23 protein-coding genes are annotated in these 23,152 nt (G+C 46.8%); 1 reads left to right on the top strand and 22 read right to left on the bottom strand.

Annotated features, from left to right (window positions below; genetic code table 11):
- Window positions 1–4: 4 nt before the first annotated feature.
- The 4 genes from ACFVQB_RS01885 to rplS all read right to left on the bottom strand — a co-directional run bounded on the left by ACFVQB_RS01885 (window position 5) and on the right by rplS (window position 3,361).
- Window positions 5–682 (bottom strand): ribonuclease HII, encoded by a 678-nt coding sequence (locus tag ACFVQB_RS01885; protein ID WP_379436258.1) that lies wholly within the window; start codon window positions 680–682, stop codon window positions 5–7.
- A 429-nt stretch (window positions 683–1,111) separates the two neighbouring features.
- Entirely contained in the window at window positions 1,112–1,975 is an 864-nt protein-coding gene (ylqF, locus tag ACFVQB_RS01880) for a ribosome biogenesis GTPase YlqF (protein ID WP_379434739.1), read from the bottom strand.
- Between the two features lie 167 nt (window positions 1,976–2,142).
- A complete protein-coding gene (gene lepB, locus ACFVQB_RS01875) occupies window positions 2,143–2,763 on the bottom strand; it encodes a signal peptidase I (RefSeq protein ID WP_024630191.1) in 621 nt (206 codons plus the stop codon).
- Window positions 2,764–3,019: 256 nt separating this feature from the next.
- Window positions 3,020–3,361: a 50S ribosomal protein L19 gene (gene rplS, locus ACFVQB_RS01870; RefSeq protein ID WP_024630190.1), complete on the bottom strand. Its 342-nt coding sequence runs from the start codon at window positions 3,359–3,361 to the stop codon at window positions 3,020–3,022.
- Between the two features lie 512 nt (window positions 3,362–3,873).
- On the opposite strand from rplS, the gene ACFVQB_RS01865 reads away from it, so the two are divergent.
- Complete coding sequence (locus ACFVQB_RS01865) at window positions 3,874–4,839, top strand: polysaccharide deacetylase family protein (protein WP_379434737.1); 966 nt, start codon at window positions 3,874–3,876, stop codon at window positions 4,837–4,839.
- Between the two features lies 1 nt (window position 4,840).
- On the opposite strand, the gene ACFVQB_RS01860 is transcribed toward ACFVQB_RS01865, so the two are convergent.
- The 18 genes from ACFVQB_RS01860 to fapR form a co-directional block, all read right to left on the bottom strand.
- Window positions 4,841–6,097 carry a hypothetical protein gene (locus tag ACFVQB_RS01860; protein WP_379434736.1) on the bottom strand — a complete coding sequence of 419 codons (1,257 nt, stop codon included), beginning with the start codon at window positions 6,095–6,097 and terminating at the stop codon, window positions 4,841–4,843.
- Window positions 6,098–6,311: 214 nt separating this feature from the next.
- Window positions 6,312–7,079 carry a tRNA (guanosine(37)-N1)-methyltransferase TrmD gene (gene trmD, locus ACFVQB_RS01855; protein WP_379434734.1) on the bottom strand — a complete coding sequence of 256 codons (768 nt, stop codon included), beginning with the start codon at window positions 7,077–7,079 and terminating at the stop codon, window positions 6,312–6,314.
- 1 nt (window position 7,080) lies between these two features.
- Window positions 7,081–7,593 (bottom strand): ribosome maturation factor RimM, encoded by a 513-nt coding sequence (gene rimM, locus ACFVQB_RS01850; RefSeq protein WP_379436255.1) that lies wholly within the window; start codon window positions 7,591–7,593, stop codon window positions 7,081–7,083.
- Between the two features lie 239 nt (window positions 7,594–7,832).
- Window positions 7,833–8,063, bottom strand: a complete 231-nt coding sequence (locus ACFVQB_RS01845) for a KH domain-containing protein (RefSeq protein ID WP_024630185.1) — start codon at window positions 8,061–8,063, stop codon at window positions 7,833–7,835.
- A gap of 23 nt (window positions 8,064–8,086) precedes the next feature.
- Window positions 8,087–8,359, bottom strand: coding sequence for a 30S ribosomal protein S16 (gene rpsP, locus ACFVQB_RS01840; protein WP_024630184.1), 273 nt, complete (start codon window positions 8,357–8,359; stop codon window positions 8,087–8,089).
- Between the two features lie 53 nt (window positions 8,360–8,412).
- Window positions 8,413–9,789: a signal recognition particle protein gene (gene ffh / locus ACFVQB_RS01835; RefSeq protein ID WP_024630183.1), complete on the bottom strand. Its 1,377-nt coding sequence runs from the start codon at window positions 9,787–9,789 to the stop codon at window positions 8,413–8,415.
- Window positions 9,790–9,854: 65 nt separating this feature from the next.
- Window positions 9,855–10,205, bottom strand: a complete 351-nt coding sequence (locus tag ACFVQB_RS01830) for a putative DNA-binding protein (protein WP_063564663.1) — start codon at window positions 10,203–10,205, stop codon at window positions 9,855–9,857.
- Window positions 10,206–10,466: 261 nt separating this feature from the next.
- Window positions 10,467–11,114 (bottom strand): PAQR family membrane homeostasis protein TrhA, encoded by a 648-nt coding sequence (trhA, locus tag ACFVQB_RS01825; RefSeq protein ID WP_379434731.1) that lies wholly within the window; start codon window positions 11,112–11,114, stop codon window positions 10,467–10,469.
- A gap of 123 nt (window positions 11,115–11,237) precedes the next feature.
- Entirely contained in the window at window positions 11,238–12,251 is a 1,014-nt protein-coding gene (ftsY, locus tag ACFVQB_RS01820; RefSeq protein WP_379434729.1) for a signal recognition particle-docking protein FtsY, read from the bottom strand.
- Between the two features lie 75 nt (window positions 12,252–12,326).
- The gene (smc, locus tag ACFVQB_RS01815) at window positions 12,327–15,896 is read right to left on the bottom strand and encodes a chromosome segregation protein SMC (protein WP_379434728.1); all 3,570 of its coding nucleotides are present in this window, start codon (window positions 15,894–15,896) and stop codon (window positions 12,327–12,329) included.
- A gap of 416 nt (window positions 15,897–16,312) precedes the next feature.
- The gene (rnc, locus tag ACFVQB_RS01810; RefSeq protein WP_024630178.1) at window positions 16,313–17,011 is read right to left on the bottom strand and encodes a ribonuclease III; all 699 of its coding nucleotides are present in this window, start codon (window positions 17,009–17,011) and stop codon (window positions 16,313–16,315) included.
- A gap of 13 nt (window positions 17,012–17,024) precedes the next feature.
- Complete coding sequence (gene fabF / locus ACFVQB_RS01805) at window positions 17,025–18,263, bottom strand: beta-ketoacyl-ACP synthase II (protein ID WP_024630177.1); 1,239 nt, start codon at window positions 18,261–18,263, stop codon at window positions 17,025–17,027.
- Window positions 18,264–18,443: 180 nt separating this feature from the next.
- The gene (gene acpP, locus ACFVQB_RS01800; RefSeq protein ID WP_024630176.1) at window positions 18,444–18,677 is read right to left on the bottom strand and encodes an acyl carrier protein; all 234 of its coding nucleotides are present in this window, start codon (window positions 18,675–18,677) and stop codon (window positions 18,444–18,446) included.
- Window positions 18,678–18,828: 151 nt separating this feature from the next.
- Complete coding sequence (gene fabG, locus ACFVQB_RS01795) at window positions 18,829–19,578, bottom strand: 3-oxoacyl-[acyl-carrier-protein] reductase (protein ID WP_063564667.1); 750 nt, start codon at window positions 19,576–19,578, stop codon at window positions 18,829–18,831.
- A 37-nt stretch (window positions 19,579–19,615) separates the two neighbouring features.
- On the bottom strand, window positions 19,616–20,548 hold the full coding sequence (fabD, locus tag ACFVQB_RS01790) for an ACP S-malonyltransferase (RefSeq protein ID WP_379434726.1): 933 nt from the start codon (window positions 20,546–20,548) through the stop codon (window positions 19,616–19,618).
- A gap of 27 nt (window positions 20,549–20,575) precedes the next feature.
- Window positions 20,576–21,565 (bottom strand): beta-ketoacyl-ACP synthase III, encoded by a 990-nt coding sequence (locus ACFVQB_RS01785; RefSeq protein ID WP_063564927.1) that lies wholly within the window; start codon window positions 21,563–21,565, stop codon window positions 20,576–20,578.
- Between the two features lie 8 nt (window positions 21,566–21,573).
- Entirely contained in the window at window positions 21,574–22,569 is a 996-nt protein-coding gene (plsX, locus tag ACFVQB_RS01780) for a phosphate acyltransferase PlsX (protein ID WP_379434725.1), read from the bottom strand.
- Window positions 22,566–23,114 (bottom strand): transcription factor FapR, encoded by a 549-nt coding sequence (gene fapR / locus ACFVQB_RS01775; protein WP_205525006.1) that lies wholly within the window; start codon window positions 23,112–23,114, stop codon window positions 22,566–22,568. The genes plsX and fapR overlap by 4 nt, the downstream gene beginning before the upstream one ends.
- Between the last annotated feature and the right edge of the window lie 38 nt (window positions 23,115–23,152).

Genomic DNA, 23,152 nt, shown 5'->3' with positions numbered 1-23,152 from the left:
TTAATTAAAATAAAGTGTGCTGTTCTCCGAGCAGATTGCCGAGAAAACTGCGACGATGCATGGGTGTAGCACCAAGAGCCATAATTTGTTCACGATGAAATTTCGTTGCATATCCCTTATGTATCGATAAACCATATTCCGGATATAACGTATCCCAATCCTCCTTGCAAAGCCTATCCCGGGTAACCTTCGCAATAATGGATGCTGCCGCAATGGATTGACTGTTGGCATCACCTTTAATAATGGACAACTGTGGTATATTCACATCTACCTTTTCGGCATCCACCAACAGGTAGTCCGGCACGCCCTCAAGCGCTTCTACCGCACGTTTCATGGCAAGCCTTGCAGCCTGCTTAATATTCAGTTGATCAATCGTTTCCGCATCCGCATAACCGATCCCCACTGACAACGCCTTTTCCATAATAATGTCATATAATGCGTCACGCTTCTTCTCCGTTAATTTCTTGGAATCATTAACCCCTTCCAGAATCAGATCACGAGGCAAAATAACGGCTGCCGCTACTACATCTCCAAACAAACAACCCCGTCCCACTTCATCAATTCCAGCAATACGTTCAAATCCGCTTTCCCAATATTCACGCTCATAGATCAGCAGATCCTTAGGCTCCACCCATTCTTTTTTCTTCTTTTTCGGTTCAAGCAGGGCATCCAGTTGCGTCATTTCAGTTAAATCATTCATTTCATTCATTACGGTGTCATCTCCTCTGACCACTCTTGCTTGAAACATCTCTTTTATATCATTTTTAATATATAGACGTAGATTTCCGATTTTTGTTCTATCAGATCCAATTAAACACGAAATAAACTTCTGAGAAGCATATACGATCATACGATGGTGAGTTATTATTTTATCGGTATCTGATGACTTAAATTGAAGATATTCAGCATTGAGCAGGCTAAATCTTCATCACTCATCATAGCATGATTTAAGAGACCCAGATATACGTTCAATACAATCCCATAAAGTTCAATTTTCTAGAATCGCCTTCCAGATCAATTAAAGCGGCTCTATTTTAAATTCCAGTATGACAAAAAGCGACCGCTCCCGGTAATCCGGTAACGGCCGCTTCTTTCGGCAGTTGTTTCTTATTTAATAAGGAGCTTCCATAGAGAAACGTCCCATTTTGCCTGCACGCAGTTCACGCAGAAATGCTCGCGATGCCTTTTCCAAATCGATACGCCCACCACTTACCACACAACCACGTATACGACCAACCTGCTCCATGATCGCAACAACGCTGTCAGAATCATCCGCATCCTTGGAGAACTCCTGAAGTCCATATCGTTCTTCAAGAGAATCCCAGTAATAACGCATCAGATAACTGATGCCAAAAAAGGCGATGTCTTCTGCATTCAGAATCTCTTCCTTAATTGCACCTGTTACCGCAAGACGATAACCCACGTTTTGATCTTCAAACTTCGGCCAAAGAATACCCGGGGTATCCAGCAGTTCCATTTCTTTACCCACTTTGATCCACTGTTGTCCCTTCGTCACACCAGGACGATCCCCCGTCGCCGCAATGTTCCGTCCAGCCAGTCGGTTAATTAGCGTGGATTTACCCACGTTTGGAATACCAACAATCAGTCCACGAACAGCTCGAGGGTTAATCCCTTTAGCTATTTGACGGTCAATTTTTTCTTTTAGGAGAAGCTTCGCTTGTGTTGGGATCTCTTTCACATTGGTACCTGTTGAAGCATCTACAGGAAAAGCAGTGATTCCCTCTTTTTTGAAATATTCAATCCATTCTTGCGTCACTTTCGCATCCGCCAAGTCGGACTTATTCAACAAAATCATCCGGGGTTTGCCTTGTAAAATCTCGTCAATCATCGGGTTGCGGCTGGAGACAGGCAGACGGGCATCCAGCAGTTCGATGACCACGTCAATCAGCTTTAACTTATCCTGAATCTGGCGTCTGGCTCGGGTCATATGACCTGGAAACCATTGAATCGTCACCTTGTCTTCACCTCATTATTTGTTGATATACAAGCTTTATCTATAACCTCCACACCGCATCACTTCGCTGGCAAAACAATCTTCCGATCTCTATTATCCCCAGATTCGTTCTGCCCTCTACGTTTTAGTGTATATTTTATATTTTGCTTATATATCCTGCATTCATATTAATGGTTAATCCACTTGATATCGCCGATCGGCCAGAAAATCACATCTGCACGACCTACAATATCCGTCAGTGACACATAACCGATCATCCGGCTATCCGTACTGTTCGGACGGTTATCCCCCATTACAAAAACATGACCTTCAGGTACTTTCCCATCCGGAAATTGCTCATTAGGGAAGTCCTTCACGTTATAGGTTCCACCGTTCGCTTCAGCAGCATCGATTGCTCCCTGAATGTAAGTCTCATCGACTTTTTTACCATTGACGAGAACCGTATCATCCTGAACCTCAACGGTATCACCAGCAACAGCAATGACACGTTTAATGAAATCACGGCCTTCGGATGGAACGTGGAATACGATAACTTCTCCGCGCTGTGGTTCCCTGATATCATATAAAATTTCATTGACGATCACACGTTCACCTGTATGAAAATTCGGCTGCATGGAAGGACCGTCCACAACAAACGGTTTGAACAGCAACCACCGAATCAAAATGACAAGTACTAGTGCGATCACGATGGCTTTGAGCCATTCGAAAATTTCATTTTTGGCTTTTTTGGATCGACTGCCTTTCTCTTCGGCAGCATTGCCCTGGTCCTGTTGAACTTCCTGTTCCATTAATGATCTTCCTCTCTTCACAGTACATGTTATAGCAGTTTTTACACATCATCAGTTATGTAATCTTACACGCAAGCATTACCAGTACATTTAATCCACAATTCAAATGTCCTTCAATAACTGATTTCACAAGCCTCCCGGACTATTCGCGCGTGTGCCGCCATACCATTTTACTCGGAAGTGCACCTCCGGTTCAACTTTTCCCGGACAAAAACGAAAAGGGCTTGTCTCCAAGCCCTCCCCGGTATCCGTTATATTAACGAATTTCTTTAATTCTCGCTGCTTTACCGCGTAGTTCACGAAGATAATAAAGCTTCGCACGACGCACTTTACCACGGCGAGCCACTTCGATTCTATCGATTTTAGGGGAATGAAGCGGGAAAGCTCTTTCCACACCTACACCGTAAGAAATTTTACGAACTGTAAAAGTCTCACTGATTCCACCACCACGGCGTTTAATCACAACACCTTCGAACAATTGGATACGCTCACGAGTTCCCTCGATTACCTTAACGTGCACTTTCAAAGTGTCACCAGGACGAAAACTCGGAATATCTTTACGAAGTTGTTCTTGTGTAATCGCTTGAACGATATTCATCTATGACTCCCTCCTTCCGTACAGGCGTTCATACTTCTTCCAGAGAACACCTTGTCTCCTTCATTATCCATAGAGGACCGCCGTATTCCACATAACAGACTTATTGTATCACGCACCATAACAAAACACAAGGAAAAATAAACAAATTGCTGACGGAACTCCAATAGTTCTTCAATCCTCTTTAATTCCCTTTACTCCAATTAGTCTTTATCCGCTATAACTATCGTGTTCATCACGTCACTGAATTCTATTATAGTCACATTACAATTACATTAAAATACACCTATCCATCCGCTTTTCTGCACGATTCCTTTATGCACATAGAAGCTCCACCCCTATGGATTGTCATAATTAGTATTCTTGAATAAGTCAAGTATTAGACGGAAAAAATACTGTAACTTTCTGTCAAGAAAGATCGTCTATGATATAGCTTGTTGGATTACGTGCTGATGCATGCATCTAAAATGTAATTCCACGAAGAAATGAAATAGTAAAAGGAGAACCATCGACTTATGAAACACTTAAAAAAAATCGCTCTTGCTGCACTCGCTGTACTCACTTGTACCATTACAATGTATGCGTATGCGGTAACTCATCCTACCAATGCAATGTCTCACAAAGCATGCACGTCCTGGGATATGGTAAAACGTAAGGCATTTCTAATGTCTCACTCCGATTATTCCAGCAAACCTGCACTTGATCTGGCTACCTTTCACATCGCACAAGGTTCGGCTACTGAAGTACCTGTACTGATGTATCATTACATACAGCCCAAAATCAACAATCATGAAACAAATAACAAATCGATCATTAATCTGGAAGACTTCGAAGAAAACATGAAATATCTGCATGAAGAAGGCTACAACACAATTACACTGGAGCAGCTTGAGCAATATGTGAATGGACAGATTTCCCTGCCCCAAAAGTCTATTGTCATCACCTTTGATGATGGGTATCAGAACAATTATACTTTAGCCTACCCTGTGCTCAAAAAATATAATTTCCATGCTTCCCTGTTTGTAATCGGCAGCAAAATTCAGGATCAGCCTTCGGCTTTTGATCCAGCCAAAAAAACGTTCATCTCCAAACAAGAGATGCAGGCTGCTAAGGACGTTTTTGAGTTCAACAGCCATACCTATAATCTGCATCACAAGGGTTATATGCGTTGCGGCGACAACGTGCCCGTCGGACTCGACACAAGTCTGCTGAATGATGACGTCAAGCTAATGAAAGAAACCGGTATTGATACACCGTATCTTGCCTACCCTTTCGGCTATACCAGCACGCAGATGATCTATCAGCTGCAGCAAAATGGGTATCGCATGGCCTTTTCCGTACGTTCAGGGTTTGTTCGACCTGGGGATAATCCTATGAAGCTTCCACGATTAACGGTTACGACAGGCACCGATTTGGCTGCATTGCTCCATCCTGAATCAGACCAACAGGAAATCCTTCCTGTCGTAGAGATCAGTCATTAAGTTAAATTGAAACTTCCCCGCCTGGATAAAGAGTCGAGCTATACAGTCTTTTTGGCTGAAGCTGGGCTCTTTTTATGTCCAATGAGATTGGAGTGGTTACATCCAGCAATGAGCTGGAATAGATCACGGCCTCATGTGCATCATAGATGATGACCTGTTCCCTGCCGCTCTGACACAAGTCTGCATGTACGGCATAACCCTCTTTTTCAAACTCTGCAACCGTTTGCATATAACCATTAACTAAAGACGGCAGGACACCCCCACCTCGGCGATAAGCCAGAATATAGTCAAGCCCGCTGTCATCCCAGTTGCGTACAGGCTCAATAATGGTTAACCACCCACGAGTTTTACGATCTTCTTTCCATAGTTCTTTTCCTTCGCTATCCAGCATAAACATTCCATCCTTGCCATTCTCATCTCCACGAATAATCCGATCCAGGCCTGCAATCTGTAATCCTTGCTTTTCTCCACAAAATTTTCCCAATGCAATATGCTGCGATTCAATCGAATCCTCATAACGCCATTTTTCATTACCGTACCGATCCATCATCACCGTGACACTGCCACCGATAACAATTTCAACCTCGCCGTCCTCGTCCACATCACCAAACCATATACAGTCTGCGTGATCATCAAGATTCTGACAGGACCATAATAATGTTCCATCATGATCCAACATGTCATACCCGGCCATCACTTCATCCTTGCCATCCCCATCGATATCGTATACCCATGGAAAATGACCTACATTACCTGCATGCTTCCACAACAAATTGAAATCATGGTCTAAAGCCCAGAGCGTCTTATACCGATCCTTCAGTAGGATATCCATTCTGCGTTGGTCCCCAGTCAGGTTTGCAAGAATAATACAGTCATGCGCTTGCTCTCCAGGCAAATCATGACGTTTCTTTATCTCCCCGGTTCTTCCGTCCAGAATAAGAAATTGCTTGTTCATTACACACAGCACTTCATTATTTCCGTCCCCATCCCAATCAACAATCTGAGCGGGATAGTCTGATCCTGGACCTCCTGCATCCGGAGCGGGTGTTCCGACCTGCCACATTAATGTTCCATCCAGATCATATGCCGACAAACAGCATACCTGATGCGGAACATAACGATCATCTATGCCTCCATCTGCCTGCACCAACAGCATCTCAAGCCTGCCATCTCCATTCAGATCCCCCAAAAGCATCTTGCAGCGCTCTCCAGCTTCGCTAATATTCACTCTACCAATTTCATAAGGCTGATGATTCATCCTCTTCCTCCTCAGCATGTCGTCTTCATACGTGTCTAGCTGAAATCACCATAAAGAAATTTCCCAGTATATACAACCCTATTTCGGAACATTCAAAAATGTTCAAAGCGGCAAAAATGTTCAATATAAAAAAGACCAACCTTTATATCACAAGGCTGGTCTTTCAAGCTTTCGAATGAGATTATTTTACGTGCTCAAACGAGACTTCATCAAATTACTCTGTATTCTTTTCACGATCGGAACGAAGCTGATTTAACCAAACCCGTTCTTTATCCGTCAAGTCCGCCGTCTCCAACATATCCGGTCTACGTTCCAGCGTGCGAAGCAAGGACTGCTCCCTGCGCCACGCCTCAATATTCAGGTGATGTCCAGATAACAGCATATCCGGTACCTTCATACCTCTGAATTCCGGAGGACGTGTATAGTGCGGGTATTCGAGCAATCCGGTACTGAATGAATCCGTTACAGCACTTGTCTCATTACCCAGTACACCCGGAATAAGGCGTACAATACTGTCAATCGCCACCATAGCAGGCAGCTCGCCACCCGTTAGCACGTAATCACCAATTGACAATTCGTCTGTCACGAGAAATTCACGGATACGCTCATCATAGCCTTCATAATGTCCGCAAATAAAAATCAGATGATCTTCCTGTACAAGTTCCTCTGCTTTTTTCTGTGTGAATGTCTCACCTTGCGGACACATCAGAATAATACGTGGCGGTTTCATCGTTGCCGCAGCTTCGCCTCGCTGCTCTAATACATCCTCGACAGCAGCAAAGATTGGATCTGGCTTTAATACCATACCCCCACCTCCACCGTAAGGTGCATCGTCGACAGTATTATGTTTATTGGTCGCAAAATTCCGAAAGTTTGTTGCCCCCAGGGATACAAGCCCCTTGGTTTGGGCTTTACCCAAAATGCTGGTTCCGAATACGCCGTCAAACATTTCCGGGAATAGGGTTAATACATCCACTTTCATGTTACAGCAGTCCTTCCATCAGGTGAACCTTGACCTGCTGCTGATCAACGTCTACGTCAAGAACAACATCATCGATGACCGGAAGCAGAATTTCTTTGCCTGCCTGTGTTTTGACAACCCATACATCATTCGCTCCAGGAGTCAAAATCTCAGAGATGGTTCCAAGTGTTTCACCTTCATCAGTAATGACCGAACATCCAACAATTTGGTGGAAGTAGTATTCATTCTCTTCCAGTTCAGCCAAGTTTTCTTTCAACACTTTGGCCATGCCACCCTTAAACTTTTCGACTTCATTGATATTTCCGTATTCTTTCAGATTAAGAATGTACATATTTTTATGCAAACGCGCAGATTCCACATTAACTAATACGGGATGATTATCCGGTGTAAAAAGAAACAGTTCCGCATTTTTAGCAAACCGCACTTCCGGAAAATCGGTTAAAGGCATGATTCTCAACTCACCACGAATGCCGTGCGTATTGACGATCTTACCTACATTCATAAATTCTGCCATAAGTTCCTCCTGCAATCCATTCATATTGGTACTCATATGTGACGATCTCCCTGCGACCGTTCCGGTTACGGATCGTTCTTCGGATCGCTGTTATCCTAACGCTTCTTCAGAATCGATTCCGTACCCTCACTACTTCCGCAGATAATCATACTTGACGGGCTATTTCAATCCTATTATTTAAGTTTCAGCATGCACGAAAAGGGGCTAGGACATGCATCCTAACCCCCTTTCGTATATCTTTAAGATATGATATCGACGGTTACCCGTTTATCCATCTTAACTGCTGCTGATGTGACGACCGTACGAAGAGACTTTGCGATTCGTCCCTGTTTACCAATTACTTTCCCAACATCGTCAGGATGAACGGTTAACTCATATACGACAAGCCGATCTTTCTCAACCGTCCGAACCGCCACATCTTCCGGATGATCGACCAAAGCCTTAGCAATTATGCTTACTAATTCTTCCATAGATGACCCTCCGAATCAGCACTTTATTTAGTCAATTTAGACTCGTGGAACTTCTTCATCACGCCCGCTTTGCTCAGCAAGTTGCGGACAGTGTCGGATGCTTGCGCACCGTTTTGAAGCCATTGCAATGCTTTATCTTCATCGATCTTAACAACAGCCGGTTGTTCAACCGGGTTGTAGTAACCGATCTCCTCGATAAAACGACCGTCACGTGGGGAACGGGAATCCGATACCACTACGCGGTAGAAAGGAGCTTTGTGAGCACCCATACGTTTCAGACGAATACGAACTGCCATTTGAAAATTCACCTCCTTCAATGAAATCTGTATATCGTTCAGCTGCATTGGAATCAACGGAAAGGAAACTTCATTCCTTTGCCCAGACCCTTAAGCTGCTTCATCGCTTTATTTTTGCCGCCTTTAGGTCCCATCATATCCGAGAACTGTTTCATCATGCGGCGCATCTCATCAAACTGTTTGATCAGACGATTTACTTCGGCCAGGGATGTTCCACTACCTGTAGCAATCCGCTTCCGGCGGCTATGATTGATCATATCCGGGTTACGTTTCTCTTCGGTCGTCATGGAGTACACGATCGCTTCGATCCGGCCCATCTGTTTATCATCAACCTTCAGGTCTTTGGCTTGTTTCATCTTGCCCATACCAGGAATCATATCCATGATCTGATCGATTGGCCCCAGCTTTTTCACTTGATCCATTTGCTCCAGGAAATCTTCGAACGTGAATTCTGCATTGCGCATCTTCCGTTCCATTTCCTTGGCTTTTTCGGTATCAATGTTGGACTGAGCCTTCTCAATCAGAGAGAGCATGTCACCCATACCAAGAATACGTGATGCCATACGCTCTGGATGGAAGGGCTCAAGTGCGTCCAGTTTCTCTCCAAGGGAAGCAAACTTGATCGGACAACCGGTGACTGCTTTAACAGAAAGCGCGGCACCACCACGAGTATCTCCATCAAGCTTAGTCAGAACCACTCCGGTCAGATCAAGCTGCTGGTTAAAGTGTTCTGCCACATTAACTGCATCCTGACCTGTCATGCTGTCTACGACAAGCAATACTTCATCCGGGTTCACTACGCTGTGAATCTGACGAAGTTCTTCCATCAGTTCTTCATCAACATGCAGGCGCCCAGCCGTATCGATAATGACGTAGTCATTACCGTTATCCTTGGCGTGCTGTAGACCCTGACGTGCGATCTCTACAGGGCTTGTCTGATCTCCCAGTGTAAATACTGGCGCTTTGATCTGCTCGCCGAGCACTTGCAACTGCTTGATTGCTGCTGGACGATAAATATCTCCTGCAACAAGTAACGGTCTGCTATTTTGCTTTTGCAGCATCTTAGCCAGTTTACCGGATGTGGTCGTTTTACCCGCACCCTGTAAACCAACCATCATCAGTACCGTGGGCGGTTTGTTGGCTTTGGCCAGCTTCGACTGGCTTCCACCCATCAAATCCGTCAGTTCCTTGTTTACGATGTCGATAATGACCATTCCGGGCGTGAAGCTCTCCATCACTTCTTTGCCAACAGCCTTCTCTTTCACCTTGGCGATGAATTCCTTGACCACTTTGAAGTTTACATCCGCTTCGAGCAATGCCAGACGTACCTCGCGCATAGCTTCGGCAACATCTTCATCAGACACCTTGCCTTTGCCGCGCAGCTTGCTGAACACATTCTGCAATCGGGTCGTTAATCCTTCAAATGCCATGATCCCACCTCCTTAAGCTGTAATACTGTTTTCAGGACCGATACGTTTCGTTCAACTCTTACAAACTATTCTCTGAGCTGATGAATAATATCGTTTATTTGTTGGTTGTTATCAATGGAAACGCCTGCGCGCTCCAATGCATTTTGCAAATCTTCAAGATTACGGTTGCGCCGTTCGTGCTTCTCCAGCAAGCCAAGCTTGCTTTCGTAATTTTCCAGCACTTGTTCGGCACGCTTGATATGCTCGTATACCGCCTGGCGGCTGATCTCGAACTCGGCTGCAATCTCGCCCAGGGAGAAATCATCATGAAAGTAATATTTTAGAAAAGTCTGCTGTTTCTCGGTAAGCAACCGTTCATAGAAAGCAAACAGCAAGTTAATCCGGTTTGTCTTCTCAAGCCGGTTTTCTTGACTCATAACGGGGCACTCCCTTCGTCAAGGAAAAACACTTTACACTCTTGCAACGTTCCTAATAATACCTAAAACAAATCAGGTTGTCAAGCAAAAATACTTGTCACAATAAAAACGTCCATTTTGCGATCATATTTCTAGCCCACACGGTTGATCTTAGCCATTCCTCTACAGCAGAATACAGCCTTCTTAGTCCTTTATATAGAACAAAAAACGAATGCGTCTCCACAGACGGAGCCGATTCGTTTTAACGCTATCTACTGCTTCCTAGCGAAGAGGCGTCAGGTACACTAATACCGCAAAGAAATGAAGGATACTGCCTGCGAGTACAAACAGATGCCAGATCGCATGATGATACGGAAAACCACGCCACACATAAAATAGCGTACCTAGCGTATACATCAGTCCTCCAGTGACCAGCAGCACGATTCCACCTGTAGGAATAGCAGCCACAAGTGGTTGCCAGGCAATGACGATGAGCCAACCCATCGCAATATAGAAAATCGTGGACATGAACAGAAACTTTTTGGTGAAGAAGGCTTTAAAGATAACCCCGGCCAACGCTATGCCCCAGATTACTCCAAACAGACTCCAGCCAAGCGTTCCCTTCACCGCGACAAATAAAAACGGCGTGTACGTCCCTGCAATAAACAGATAAATTGAAGAATGATCAAAAAACTCAAACAGATCTTTGGCCTTGCCCTCTTTGAGTGCATGGACCATCGTTGAATTCGTATAGAGCAACAGCATCGTGATCCCGTAGATCGTGAAACTGACCACATGCCAGACCGTGCCTTTCATACTGGAAAATACAATCAACAGCACCAGTGCAGCTACACTGAGCGCAGCGCCGATTCCATGAGTCACCGCATTGGCGACTTCCTCACGGCGGGAATAGGTATAGGTATTGGCCATAACAACCGTCCTTTCTAACCCGATTAAATTGCCTGATTCATCCCATTATACACCTATTGCCGGTGACTTTACATGCGGAACACACGCTTATCAACGGCAATAGGGTCAATCATATGAAAAGTTCTAAGAATTTGCTTCCTCTTCTTCTGCGCCCTGAGCCGGTTGCTCTTGAATCAATCCTGCAAACAACGCATGCACGAATTGCTCCGAGTCGAATGGCTGCAAATCATCAATTTTCTCACCAAGTCCGACCAGCTTCACAGGCAGATCCAACTCCTGACGAATCGCAACAACAATACCACCTTTGGCGGTACCATCCAGCTTCGTCAGTACTAGTCCAGTTACCCCGCTCTTCTCTCCGAAGAGTTTGGCCTGATTCAATGCATTCTGACCTGTAGTTGCATCCAGCACCATTAATACTTCATGAGGTGCTTCCGGAATTTCACGTTGAATGACACGATAGATTTTGTTGAGTTCATCCATCAGATTGGATTTATTCTGCAAACGACCCGCTGTATCACAGAGCAACACATCAGCACCCCGTTGCTTCGCAGCCTGTACAGCATCATACATTACAGCGGCAGGGTCAGAACCTGATTGTTGCTTAATGACTTCCACACCAGCACGTTGTCCCCATACTTCGAGTTGCTCGATCGCTCCGGCACGGAACGTATCGCCTGCTGCCATGATGACCTTTTTGCCCTGCTGTTTGAAGCGATGGGCCAGCTTGCCAATCGTTGTTGTTTTACCAACACCATTAACACCGACAAACAAAATGACCGTAATCCCATCCGGATTCATTTTCAGTTCATTGTTCTGCTCGCCACGAAGCAAATCCGTCAGTTTTTCGGACAATACAGGCTGTAGTTCGGCTGCATCCTCAATTTTGCGTTTTTTAACTTCATCACGCAGATCTTCGATCAGTTTCATGACCGTATTGACACCTACGTCGGCTCCAATCAGAATCTCTTCCAATTCTTCATAGAATTCCTCGTCGATTTTTTTGCGACGGATAACGAGATCCGACACTTTCTCCACAAGGCCTTTACGTGTCTTTTCCAACCCGTCCTTGAACTGTTTGGTGACCGACTCCGTTTTGCTTGCAATGCTGTCTCTCAGCTTTTTAAAAAAACTCATAAAGCCCCTCCATCGTGTACATTTCTTGGTTTAAATGATATTAGATGAGTTCATGCGTGACAACCAACTCAAAGATTAGGCAATAACAGCTTCCTCATCTTCCAGTTTAACCGAAACGAGCTTGGATACTCCGCCCTCTTCCATCGTGACGCCATACAGCACATCCGCTTCTTCCATTGTGCCTTTGCGATGTGTCACAACGATGAATTGTGTTTGTTCCGAGAACTCACGCAAATATTGGGCAAAACGGACCACGTTGGCTTCATCCAGCGCTGCTTCCACTTCATCCAGTACGCAGAACGGTACAGGCTTAACATGCAGTATAGCGAATAAGAGTGCCATCGCAGTCAATGCTCGTTCCCCACCGGATAAGAGCTGCAGGTTTTGTAGCTTTTTGCCTGGTGGCTGGGCGACGATATCAATGCCCGTATCGAGCAAGCGCTCAGGGTCCATTAGTACAAGATCGGCGCGTCCTCCGCCAAACAACTTGGTGAAGACGGTACCGAACTCCCGGCGAATTGCATCAAACGTTGCCTTGAATCGTTTGGCCATCTCGTCTTCCATTTCTCGAATGACCTGATACAACGTTGTTTTGGCTTCGACCAGATCATTCTTCTGCGTGCTGAGGAACTCATATCGCTCGTTAACCCGCTGGAATTCCTCGATGGCTCCCAGATTAACGTCGCCGAGAGCTGCAATGCTGCGCTTCAGTTTCTGAACCTCAGCTTGTGTGCTCTCCACATCTTCCGGTACTGGATAACGCTCTTTGGCAAGTTCATAGCCGAGCTCATACTCATCCATCAGTTTGCGCAAAATGTTTTCCAACTCAACATCAAGTCTGTTCACGGATATTTCCGTTTGTCGCATCTGTTCCTCCACAGCTTTCAGCTGTGTGCGCTGTTCCTTCGTTTCGCTCTCGGCAAGTTCAAGCTTCTTCGACAGCTCGCTTCGGGCAGCACGCTTGAAGTCCAGCTCCTGTGCAGATTCCGCTTTTTTCAGCTTGTATTGGTTAAGATCTTCAATTTGTTTAACACTCTCAGTCTCTGTTTTCTTCAGATCGGCTTCCATGGAGGCAAGCAACGTGCGATTTTGACGAAGATCCTTGACCAGTGAATCCACTTCGCGCTCCAGACGCCGCAATTGCTCCTCGTTGGAGAATCGTTCCTGATCCAGTTTCCCCTCTCGCACTTTCAGTTCGGTAAGCTGGGTCTGCAATTCCTCCTTCGCGGATTCATTCGCTTTACGTGCAAATTCTGCGGCATGAATGGCGCGATGCGTCGCCTTCTCTTCTTCCTCAAGCTGCTCCAGCTTCTTCACAGCGACATCGCGGGCTGCATCCATCTCTTTGATTTCTTCAGTAAACCCGCTCTTTTCCTGCCCGGCTACGGCAACCTGTTCCAGTACGTGACGCAGCTCATGCTCAACCTGCTTCATTTCCATTGAAGCCTGCTGTTCTGCATTCCGGGTGTCGTCTCCAGACTGACGCAGCTCGTCCAGCTTGTCCTGGCACTGCTCCAGTTGAGTTTTTACATCATCCACACTGCGATGCAGTTTTACGATCTGATTTTCCGTATCCAAAATATCTTGATCCAACTGATCCAGCTGCCGTTTTCGGCTGAGCAGACTTACATTTTTCTTGTGTTGGCTACCACCAGTCATCGAACCACCCGCGTTAACCACATCGCCTTCCAGGGTTACCACCCGGAAACGATATTGGCAGCGAGCCGCGATCTTATTGGCATCCTCCAGCTTCTCCGCAATAATGACATTACCGAGCAAGCTTCCAATGATCGCAGCATAACGGGATTCGTATTGTACGAGATCCGCTCCAATTCCCACAAAGCCATCCATGCCTTCGATCATCGAACGTTCACCCGCACCAATGGTACGTGGACGAATAACATCCAGCGGGAGGAACGTAGCTCTTCCCAATTGACGTTGTTTCAGAAAAGCGATCGCCTGTCTGGAAACAGATTCATTTTCCATAACGACATGCTGCAGGGAAGCGCCCATCGCTGTCTCTACCGCAAGTTCGATCTTCTCAGGCACTTTAACGAGCTCTGCAACGGCTCCATGAACCCCGTTCAGTGTACCTTTACGTGATGCCTTAAGAACTTCTTTGACACCCAGCATGAAACCGTCAAAATCATCCTGCATTTCTTTCATTGTATCGCGACGGGAGACCTGAGCCTCACGCTTCTGCTCCCATTTACGGACAGTTCCCCGGCTTTCTTCGAGCAGCTTCTGCAACGATTGGAGACGTTCACTTTCCGTAATATAACCACCGCGCAGATCACTGATTTCCTTGCCCAAGCGAACGACTTTTTTCTCAATCTCCGTTTTGCGGGCTTCCAGCGTTTCCTTCTGGCCTTCCCACTTGCCGGATTCCTCAGTCGCGCGGTTCATTCGCCGTTCCAGCGTTTCTTTCTGTTGGTCCGCATAACGAATTTCATTTCGTGTCTGAGCCATCTGATTCATCAGTTCCAGCAAGTTTCCCTTAAGGCTCTCCTCCTGCTGTTGGCTAATGCCACCAGTGACACCGATGAGTTTGGCCTCTTCTTCGGACAGGCGGTTTTTCACGTCACCCAGTTCAAGCTCAAGTTTGGCAAACTTTTCGCGTAGTGCAAGTAACTCGGCTTCACGCTCCCGATGTCTCTCTTCACTCGCTGCAAGCGTCACTTTAAGCTGTTCCTGGTTTGTCTGCAGATGACGTGAACGCTCCTTGAGCAGTTCCCCGAGCCCTTCACTTTTCTCCGTTGCTTCACTGAATTGCAATAAGGCCGATTGCAGCTGTTCCGTCTCCGTTTCCAGCGTACGCAGTGCATTCCGGTCACTTTCCAGCTTGGCATCATGAGTGGAGACGATGGCCGCCAATCCGACTTCTTCCTGTTTCAACGATTCAAGTCGTTGGTTTGCTTTGCTCCAGGAAGCGTGAATTTGTTCGATCTGATACACATACATGGAGATTTCCTGTGATTTTAGCTGTCCACGTAATTCCTTGTAATGGATTGCTTTCTCCGATTGTTCCTTTAACGGACCAATCTGGTCTTCCAGCTCGGTGACCAGATCATGAATACGCAATAAATTCTGTTCCGTCTCATCCAGTTTGCGAGTAGCATCCCGTTTGCGAGATTTATATTTAACAATACCTGATGCCTCTTCAAAGATCCCCCTACGATCCTCTGAACGGGTACTCAGAATCTCTTCGATTCGCCCCTGTCCAATAATCGAGTAAGCTTCCTTGCCGATCCCGGTATCCATAAACAATTCCGTAATATCCTTCAACCGACACGACTGCTTGTTGATAAAATATTCACTGTCTCCGCTGCGATGTACACGACGCGTTACCGTTACTTCACCAAAATCCAAAGCAAGCGCATGATCTTCGTTATCCAGCGTCAACGAAACTTCACCATAATTAACAGCCTTCCGTGCATCACTGCCGGCAAAAATGATATCTTCCATCTTGCCACCACGCAGTGATTTGGCGCTTTGTTCCCCAAGAACCCAGCGTATGCCGTCTGAAATGTTACTTTTCCCACTTCCGTTCGGGCCCACAACAGCGGTTATGCCACGAACGAATTCCATTTCCGTTTTGTCGGCGAATGACTTGAATCCACCCAGTTCAATCCGTTTCAAAAACATAGGGTTTCCCGTCACCTCCTCTTGCAAATTTCAAATGTTGCATTCAGCGCCTATATAAGTTGAGCTAGAAATGTTACACCTGGTCACTCCGATTGCAGTACCATCTTTCGATCGCTCTTATCCCCAGATTTTCTTTATTCCATTGGTCCAAGGGAAAAATCCGGTGATAAAGGCGAAGCGTATGCTTCCGATGTAGCTTTCTTGCAGAAAGCTTTTAGCTCCGCTTCTTCAGATTGGTTCTGCACTCTTCGTTTTGTGTAAAATTAAGGTTCAACTTATTTAGTTAAGATCAGGCAACCTCCCCCTAGTCTTCCTTACAAAAAAAAGAGCAAAAAGCAGTCCGGCCGATAAATTCCGCCAGGCGGACCCGCGGGCTGCTCTTTGCTCTTCGTTTGTCTATGCGCTTACGGTAAAGCTCAGGCTTCCGGAAGCTTCAGTCGATCCAGTGCTGCGGATGCAGCCTGTTGTTCGGCTTCCTTTTTGGAACGTCCTGTACCTCTGCCAAGCCGTTCTTGACCCATATGGACCTCGGAGACAAACTCCCGTTCATGGGCAGGGCCCCGTTCCTCAACAATACGGTATTCCAAAGCTCCCATATTGTGATGCTGAGTGAGTTCCTGCAATTCCGTTTTGTAATCGCTCATCTGCAACTTGCTGCCCAGAACGATCAACGGGAATACATGCTGATCCAGAAATGTCCGGACAGGCGCTAACCCCTGATCCAGATATAATGCACCGATAAAAGATTCAAACACATCCGCTAGCAAAGCCGGTCTAGTTCGTCCTCCCGTCAGTTCCTCACCTTTACCAAGAAGTACATACTGCCCAAAACCCAACGCTTCAGCAAATTTGACGAGGGAAGGCTCGCAGACAATGGATGCCCGCAGTTTAGTTAACTCACCTTCCGGCCGGTTAGGAAACAAGTGATACAAGTATTCCGACACAGTCAGTTCCAGTACCGCATCGCCCAAAAACTCCAGACGCTCGTTATCCTGATGCTGACTGAACCGGTGTTCGTTTACATAAGAAGCATGGGTAAACGCTTGTTTTAAAAGCTGCCTGTTGTCAAATTTGATTTGAAGTTTGTGTTGTAACTGCTTCAGATCTTCACTCAAACGAACTAGCCCCTTATGCTTCAAATTTTTTGAGAATAATGGTGGCATTGTGACCGCCGAACCCAAATGAATTGGACATGGCAATATTGACTTTAGTTTGACGCGGAACATTTGGAACATAATCCAGATCACATTCCGGGTCCTGATTTTCCAGGTTAATCGTTGGAGCCAGCGTCTGATGTGTCAGCGATAATCCGCAGATTACGGCTTCCACGCCACCAGCAGCACCAAGCATATGACCTGTCATCGATTTGGTGGAACTCACCGCAAGCTTGTACGCATGATCGCCAAACGCTTTTTTGATCGCAAGTGTTTCGGATCTGTCACCTACAGGTGTTGATGTTCCGTGTGCATTGATATAATCCACTTCTTCCGGTTCGATACCAGCATTACGCAAAGCCATCTTCATACAACGAGCTGCTCCATCTGGATCAGGCTCCGTCATATGATGTGCATCACCAGTGAGACCGTAACCAATCACTTCACCATAAATACGGGCACCACGTTTTTGAGCATGCTCAAGGGATTCAAGGATCAGAACACCCGCGCCTTCGCCCATAACAAACCCGTCACGTTCTGTATCAAAAGGACGGCTCGACTTCGCCGGATCATCATTACGTGTAGACATGGCACGCATTGCACAGAACCCAGCCAGACCGGTTGGTCTAATGGTTGCTTCCGCACCGCCACAAATCATCGCATCCGCATCACCGTTTGCAATCAGCTTGAAGGAATCTCCAATGGAGTGCGTTCCTGTAGCACATGCCGTTACCACGTTGATGTTAGGACCTTTCGCCCCGAGAGAAATCGACATCTGGCCAGAAGCCATGTTGGAGATCATCATCGGAATGAAAAATGGGCTTACGCGTTTAGGACCTTTTTGCAGCAATGCATTATGTTGGTCCTCCCAAGTACCCAATCCACCGATACCCGATCCGATCGACACACCGAAACGCTCTGCATCAATGTTCTCGTCAATTTTCAGACCACTGTCTTCAACGGCTTTGAAACCAGCTGCTACAGCGAACTGAACAAAACGGTCCATTTTACGTGCATCTTTACGATCCATGTACTCTTCCGGGTTGAAATCCTTGATTTCGGCTGCAATTTGAGTGGTGTATTCACTTACATCAAATGCCTCAATCTGAGAGATTCCGGACTTGCCTGCCATTAAACTGCCCCAGAACGTTTCCAAATCTTTTCCGAGCGATGTCATTACGCCCATTCCGGTAATTACAACTCTTTGTTTCAAACCGACTCACCTCTATATCGACTGCATTACGCAAGTATTTTGTGGGAATATCCGCAAGCAGACGTCTAGCCAAGCAAGATCCGAAGATCCGTTTGACCAGCGCCGCTTGCGGAATGAGAAAAACCAATGAATGATGAGAAGTCCCGCCTGTTCGAAAACAGGTGCGGGACTGAATTGACTTTAGGTATGAGATTGTATGTAGTTTACAACTTCACCTACGGTCGTGATTTTTTCTGCATCTTCATCAGAGATTTCCAAATCGAATTCATCTTCCAATTCCATGACCAATTCCACTACATCCAAAGAATCAGCACCCAAATCTTCTTTGAAAGATGCTTCAAGTGTAACTTCAGCTTCGTCTGCGCCCAAGCGGTCGACGACGATGCGTTTTACACGCTCCAATACATCGGACATCCGGTTCACCTCCTCCTTGGTATTATACGAGAATCGCAGGCAAAATGCCATAGAAGACATATGCGGCTCCCGGCCGGGGAACCCGGCCTTTTTCCGGCATTTCGGATCGTCCAGCGCCTGTTCCCCGACTATTGTTCAAGTCCGGGAAGAATTACATGTACATGCCACCATCAACATGCAGTGTCTGCCCTGTCATATAGGATGAAGCTTCTGAAGCCAGGAACGTGACAACACCGGCGATTTCATCCGGCTGGCCCAGACGGGACAACGGAATACCGTTCAACATGTTGTCCACGATCTCTTGGGACAATTCCTTCGTCATATCGGTCTCAATAAATCCTGGTGCAACGCAGTTAACTGTGATGCCGCGGGAGGCAAGCTCACGTGCAGATGCCTTCGTCAAACCGATGACCCCTGCCTTGGCAGCAACATAGTTTGCTTGTCCAGCATTTCCGAGCACACCCACAACCGAGGAGATATTGATGATTCTTCCAGACCGTTGCTTCATCATTGGACGCGTAACCGCCTTAAGACAGTTAAACACTCCTTTGAGATTGGTTTCAATCACCTGATCAAATTCCTCTTCTTTCATGCGCATGATCAGATTATCGCGGGTAATTCCAGCATTGTTGACAAGAATATCAACGTTGCCCCACGCTTCAATCGTAGCTTTGACCATTTGTTCTGCTTCGTCCATCTGGCCCACATTCGCTTGAATCGTAATTGCCTGGACACCTTTGGCACGAATTGCTTCCGCTACTTCCTCAGCTGCCGCTTGACTGCCCGCATAATTCACGGCAACGTTGGCGCCTGCCTCGGCCAAAGCGAGTGCAATACTGCGCCCAATACCACGGGATGCACCGGTAACGAGCGCATTTTTGCCTTGTAATGGTTTAGACATAATCATTCCTCCTTTCCCCAAATCTAATCATGGTTAATCAAATTAGTGCAGCTGCCGTTGTTTCGAGCGTCTCAAGACTGTTTACATTGTACAGTTTAACGGTTTTATCTGTTTTTTTAATCAAACCTGTTAACACACTGCCAGAACCAATCTCAATAAAGGTATCCACACCTTGCTCAATAAGCCATGTCACACTGTCTTCCCATAAAACCGGAGAATAGACCTGAGCTGTCAATAAATCCTGAACCTTACCGTCCTCCACAGGTCTTGCAGTCACATTCGCGACCACAGGGACCGACCCAGTTGAGAACGAAACAGTTTTCAGTTTCTCGGCCAGCTTCTCTGCTGCATCTTTCATTAAGGAAGAATGGAACGGACCACTTACTTCAAGTGTGATGGCACGTTTGCCGCCCGCTTCCTTAACCCGTTCAGCGACAGCAGCTACCCCTTCCTTCACACCGGAAATCACGATTTGTCCCGGGCAGTTGATGTTGGCAAGTTCAACTGCATGACCACTTTCGGATACGTCCCGGCAAAGCACCCCCAGCGCTTCCCGATCCGCACCCAATACCGCAGCCATCGCACCCTGTCCACCAGGAACAGCCTGTTCCATATATTGACCGCGTGCCCGTACAATGCTTACTGCATCCGCGAACGAAAGAACGCCCGCCGCGACCAGTGCACTGTATTCACCCAGACTGTGTCCGGCCGTATAATCAGGCTGAATTCCTTTTTCTTTAAAAGCCTCAAGCAATGCAATACTTGCTGTCAACAGAGCCGGTTGCGTATTCGATGTCTGTTTCAACTCGGTCTCTGGTCCCTCAAAAACAAGATTACTCAGTGCGAAACCTAGCGTTTCATCGGCTGTGCGAAAAATCTCTGTTGCCGCAGGCACAGACTCATACGCGTCCTTGGCCATGCCCACAGTCTGCGATCCCTGTCCGGGAAATACAAATGCTATTTTACCCATCCCATTCATCTCTCCCAGCTGTCTAGTTTACCAAACGAGTACCGATGCGCCCCACGTCAATCCGCCACCGAAACCAACCATAAGCACGGTATCTCCGGCTTTCATGCGGCCTTCTTCAGCAGCTTCTACCAGAGCAAGCGGAATGGAGGCTGCGGATGTGTTGGCGTATTTATCCACGTTGACTACAACTTTCTCTTCCGGAAGCTCAAGCCGCTGCATTGCAGATTGGATAATCCGGATATTCGCTTGGTGAGGAACAAACAGATCCACGTCCGTACGTTCCAGGCCAGCCTTGCGCAGAACTTCGATTGTCGCTGTACCCATCACCCGTACTGCAAATTTAAACACTTCACGGCCATTCATGTAAATGTAATGTTTTTTGTTCTCAACCGTTTCTACGGATGCAGGCAGACGTGAACCTCCGCCCTCCATTTGAAGCAGGCTTCCGCCCGCACCTTCAGCTCCGAGATCGAATGATTTAAATCCACGGCCTTCCGGCACTTCACCAACGATAACCGCACCCGCGCCATCGCCAAACAGCACACAGGTATTACGGTCGGTATAGTCAGTAATGCGAGACAAGCAATCTGCACCAATAACAAGTGCATTGTTGTACATGCCGCTTTGGATAAAGCTCGTTGCTGTTGCCAGACCATATACAAAGCCTGAGCAGGCAGCAGACAAGTCAAATGCCGCGGCGCCCTTGGCACCAAGCTTATCTTGCAAAATACAAGCAGTAGAAGGGAATGAAGAATCCGGTGTAATGGTTGCCACAATAATCAGATCAAGATCACTGCCAGTCATGCCAGCAGACTCAAGTGCTTTAATAGCTGCCTCGTATGCCAGATCCGAAGTCGCCTGATCCGGTGCAGCGATGTGACGCTCCTTGATTCCTGTACGACTGACAATCCACTCATCATTCGTATCGACCATTTTCTCCAAATCGCTGTTTGTCAAAATTTTCTCAGGTACATATTTACCTGTACCGATAACCCCTACCGGGCGCAAATTATTCATGTCGTCACTCACTTCCCGCTAATTTCCTTAGATATGCTCTCCACCAGCTGGTTCTGTACTGCAATCCGTGCTTGGCGCACAGCATTTTTGATGGCATTGCCATCAGCCGATCCATGACTTTTCACCACAAGTCTGCTCAAACCGAGGAGTGGTGCACCACCATGCTCGGTATAATCCAGTTTCCGTTTCAAACCGCGCAGCTCAGGCATGAGCACAGCAGCAGCCAGTTTGCTTTTGAGCGACGATGAGAATTGTTCCTTAAGCAGAGCGAAAATGGCACCCGCTGTGCCTTCGAGCGATTTCAGCAATATATTTCCGGCAAATCCATCACATACAAGCACATCACACGCACCTGTAAGCACGTCACGAGCCTCTACGTTACCAACAAAACGAATCGGGAGTTGCTCCAGCAAAGGATAGGCATGTTTGGTCAACTCATTCCCCTTACCAGGCTCTGTTCCCACATTGAGCAGGCCCACTCTTGGCGACGCGATCCCCTGCACTTTTTGACGATACAAGCTCCCCATCAAACCATACTGTGCAAGATGTTCGGGTTTGGCATCCATATTCGCACCGAGATCAAGTGCAAGTACACCCACATCATCGATCGTTGGAATCATGGGCGCAAGCGCCGGTCGCTCAATACCTTCCATACGGCCTACTACAAGCAAGCCGGCAGTCATCAGTGCTCCGGTATTGCCCGCTGAGATCATGGCGTCTGCTTCGCCTTCCTTAAGCATACGACCCGCAACCACCATGGAGGCATCCTTCTTGCGACGGACTGCCTTCACCGGTTCATCATCTGAACCGATCACTTCGGAAGCATGCCGAATAGTCAGATTAGTAGGTTTGGCACCTGACTGACTCAGAAGAGGTTCCAGCTTGGCTTCATCGCCGACCAGGACGATCTGTGTATCCGCCCATTCCGTAGCCGCGGCGATCGCACCTTCTACTGTTGCCGCAGGTGCGTTATCGCCTCCCATGGCATCAATGACGATTTTCATCCCAAATGACCTCCTTCTACGCTGTCTTCTCCACCTGAACGGTAGATTACAAAGTTGCCTTGAAACACCATTTCTTCACCCACATAAGTGAATACTTCCACTTTAGCTTTGCCCTTTTGACCCGAGATCGATCGCACATAAGCCTTCGCAATACATTTCTCAGACAAATGGACCGAACGGACAAAACGAATGTCTGCGGAAGCCGTCAAAGCAATCTCGTCATTAATAACGGCAACAGCCAACGAGTTGGCCTGTGCAAAAACATAGTGTCCCCGAGCAATGCCCGTTCTCGAAAATACGTGTTCTTCCTTAATCTCAAACAAGGATATCCCGCTCTTGTCCAGTTGCAAGTCCACAATATCACCGATAATCTCATGCAGGGGCAAGGAGCGTACCTGATCATAGGAACGCTCCGCCATCAGTTTCATTCGCTCCCGAAGCTCGGGAATCCCAAGCTCCAGTCTGTCGAGACGAATCGTCTGAATACTCACCTTCAATTGGCGTGTAAGTTCCTGATCCGTCACAAACGGGTTGTCTTCGATCATTTTGGTTAACTGCTGCTGCCTCTGTCTCTTCGGTACAC

Origin of the sequence: Paenibacillus sp. NPDC057886 (assembly GCF_042796655.1) — a bacterium.
In the GTDB taxonomy this organism is placed as follows: domain Bacteria; phylum Bacillota; class Bacilli; order Paenibacillales; family Paenibacillaceae; genus Paenibacillus.
The sequence above is the reverse complement of the archived record's forward strand: the minus strand, read 5'-3'. Positions and strand labels throughout refer to the sequence as shown.

Bases quoted from the DNA above. Each gene is read 5' to 3' on its own strand.
- ACFVQB_RS01885 (WP_379436258.1), bottom strand. From the start codon at position 682: ATGACGCAACTGGATGCCCTGCTTGAACCGAAAAAGAAGAAAAAAGAA.
- lepB (WP_024630191.1), bottom strand. From the start codon at position 2,763: ATGGAACAGGAAGTTCAACAGGACCAGGGCAATGCTGCCGAAGAGAAA.
- rplS (WP_024630190.1), bottom strand. From the start codon at position 3,361: ATGAATATCGTTCAAGCGATTACACAAGAACAACTTCGTAAAGATATT.
- ACFVQB_RS01865 (WP_379434737.1), top strand. From the start codon at position 3,874: ATGAAACACTTAAAAAAAATCGCTCTTGCTGCACTCGCTGTACTCACT.
- ACFVQB_RS01860 (WP_379434736.1), bottom strand. From the start codon at position 6,097: ATGAATCATCAGCCTTATGAAATTGGTAGAGTGAATATTAGCGAAGCT.
- trmD (WP_379434734.1), bottom strand. From the start codon at position 7,079: ATGAAAGTGGATGTATTAACCCTATTCCCGGAAATGTTTGACGGCGTA.
- rimM (WP_379436255.1), bottom strand. From the start codon at position 7,593: ATGGCAGAATTTATGAATGTAGGTAAGATCGTCAATACGCACGGCATT.
- ACFVQB_RS01845 (WP_024630185.1), bottom strand. From the start codon at position 8,063: ATGGAAGAATTAGTAAGCATAATTGCTAAGGCTTTGGTCGATCATCCG.
- rpsP (WP_024630184.1), bottom strand. From the start codon at position 8,359: ATGGCAGTTCGTATTCGTCTGAAACGTATGGGTGCTCACAAAGCTCCT.
- ffh (WP_024630183.1), bottom strand. From the start codon at position 9,789: ATGGCATTTGAAGGATTAACGACCCGATTGCAGAATGTGTTCAGCAAG.
- ACFVQB_RS01830 (WP_063564663.1), bottom strand. From the start codon at position 10,205: ATGAGTCAAGAAAACCGGCTTGAGAAGACAAACCGGATTAACTTGCTG.
- trhA (WP_379434731.1), bottom strand. From the start codon at position 11,114: ATGGCCAATACCTATACCTATTCCCGCCGTGAGGAAGTCGCCAATGCG.
- ftsY (WP_379434729.1), bottom strand. From the start codon at position 12,251: ATGAGTTTTTTTAAAAAGCTGAGAGACAGCATTGCAAGCAAAACGGAG.
- smc (WP_379434728.1), bottom strand. From the start codon at position 15,896: ATGTTTTTGAAACGGATTGAACTGGGTGGATTCAAGTCATTCGCCGAC.
- acpP (WP_024630176.1), bottom strand. From the start codon at position 18,677: ATGTCCGATGTATTGGAGCGTGTAAAACGCATCGTCGTCGACCGCTTG.
- fabG (WP_063564667.1), bottom strand. From the start codon at position 19,578: ATGTCTAAACCATTACAAGGCAAAAATGCGCTCGTTACCGGTGCATCC.
- fabD (WP_379434726.1), bottom strand. From the start codon at position 20,548: ATGGGTAAAATAGCATTTGTATTTCCCGGACAGGGATCGCAGACTGTG.
- ACFVQB_RS01785 (WP_063564927.1), bottom strand. From the start codon at position 21,565: ATGAATAATTTGCGCCCGGTAGGGGTTATCGGTACAGGTAAATATGTA.
- plsX (WP_379434725.1), bottom strand. From the start codon at position 22,569: ATGAAAATCGTCATTGATGCCATGGGAGGCGATAACGCACCTGCGGCA.
- fapR (WP_205525006.1), bottom strand. From the start codon at position 23,114: ATGATCGAAGACAACCCGTTTGTGACGGATCAGGAACTTACACGCCAA.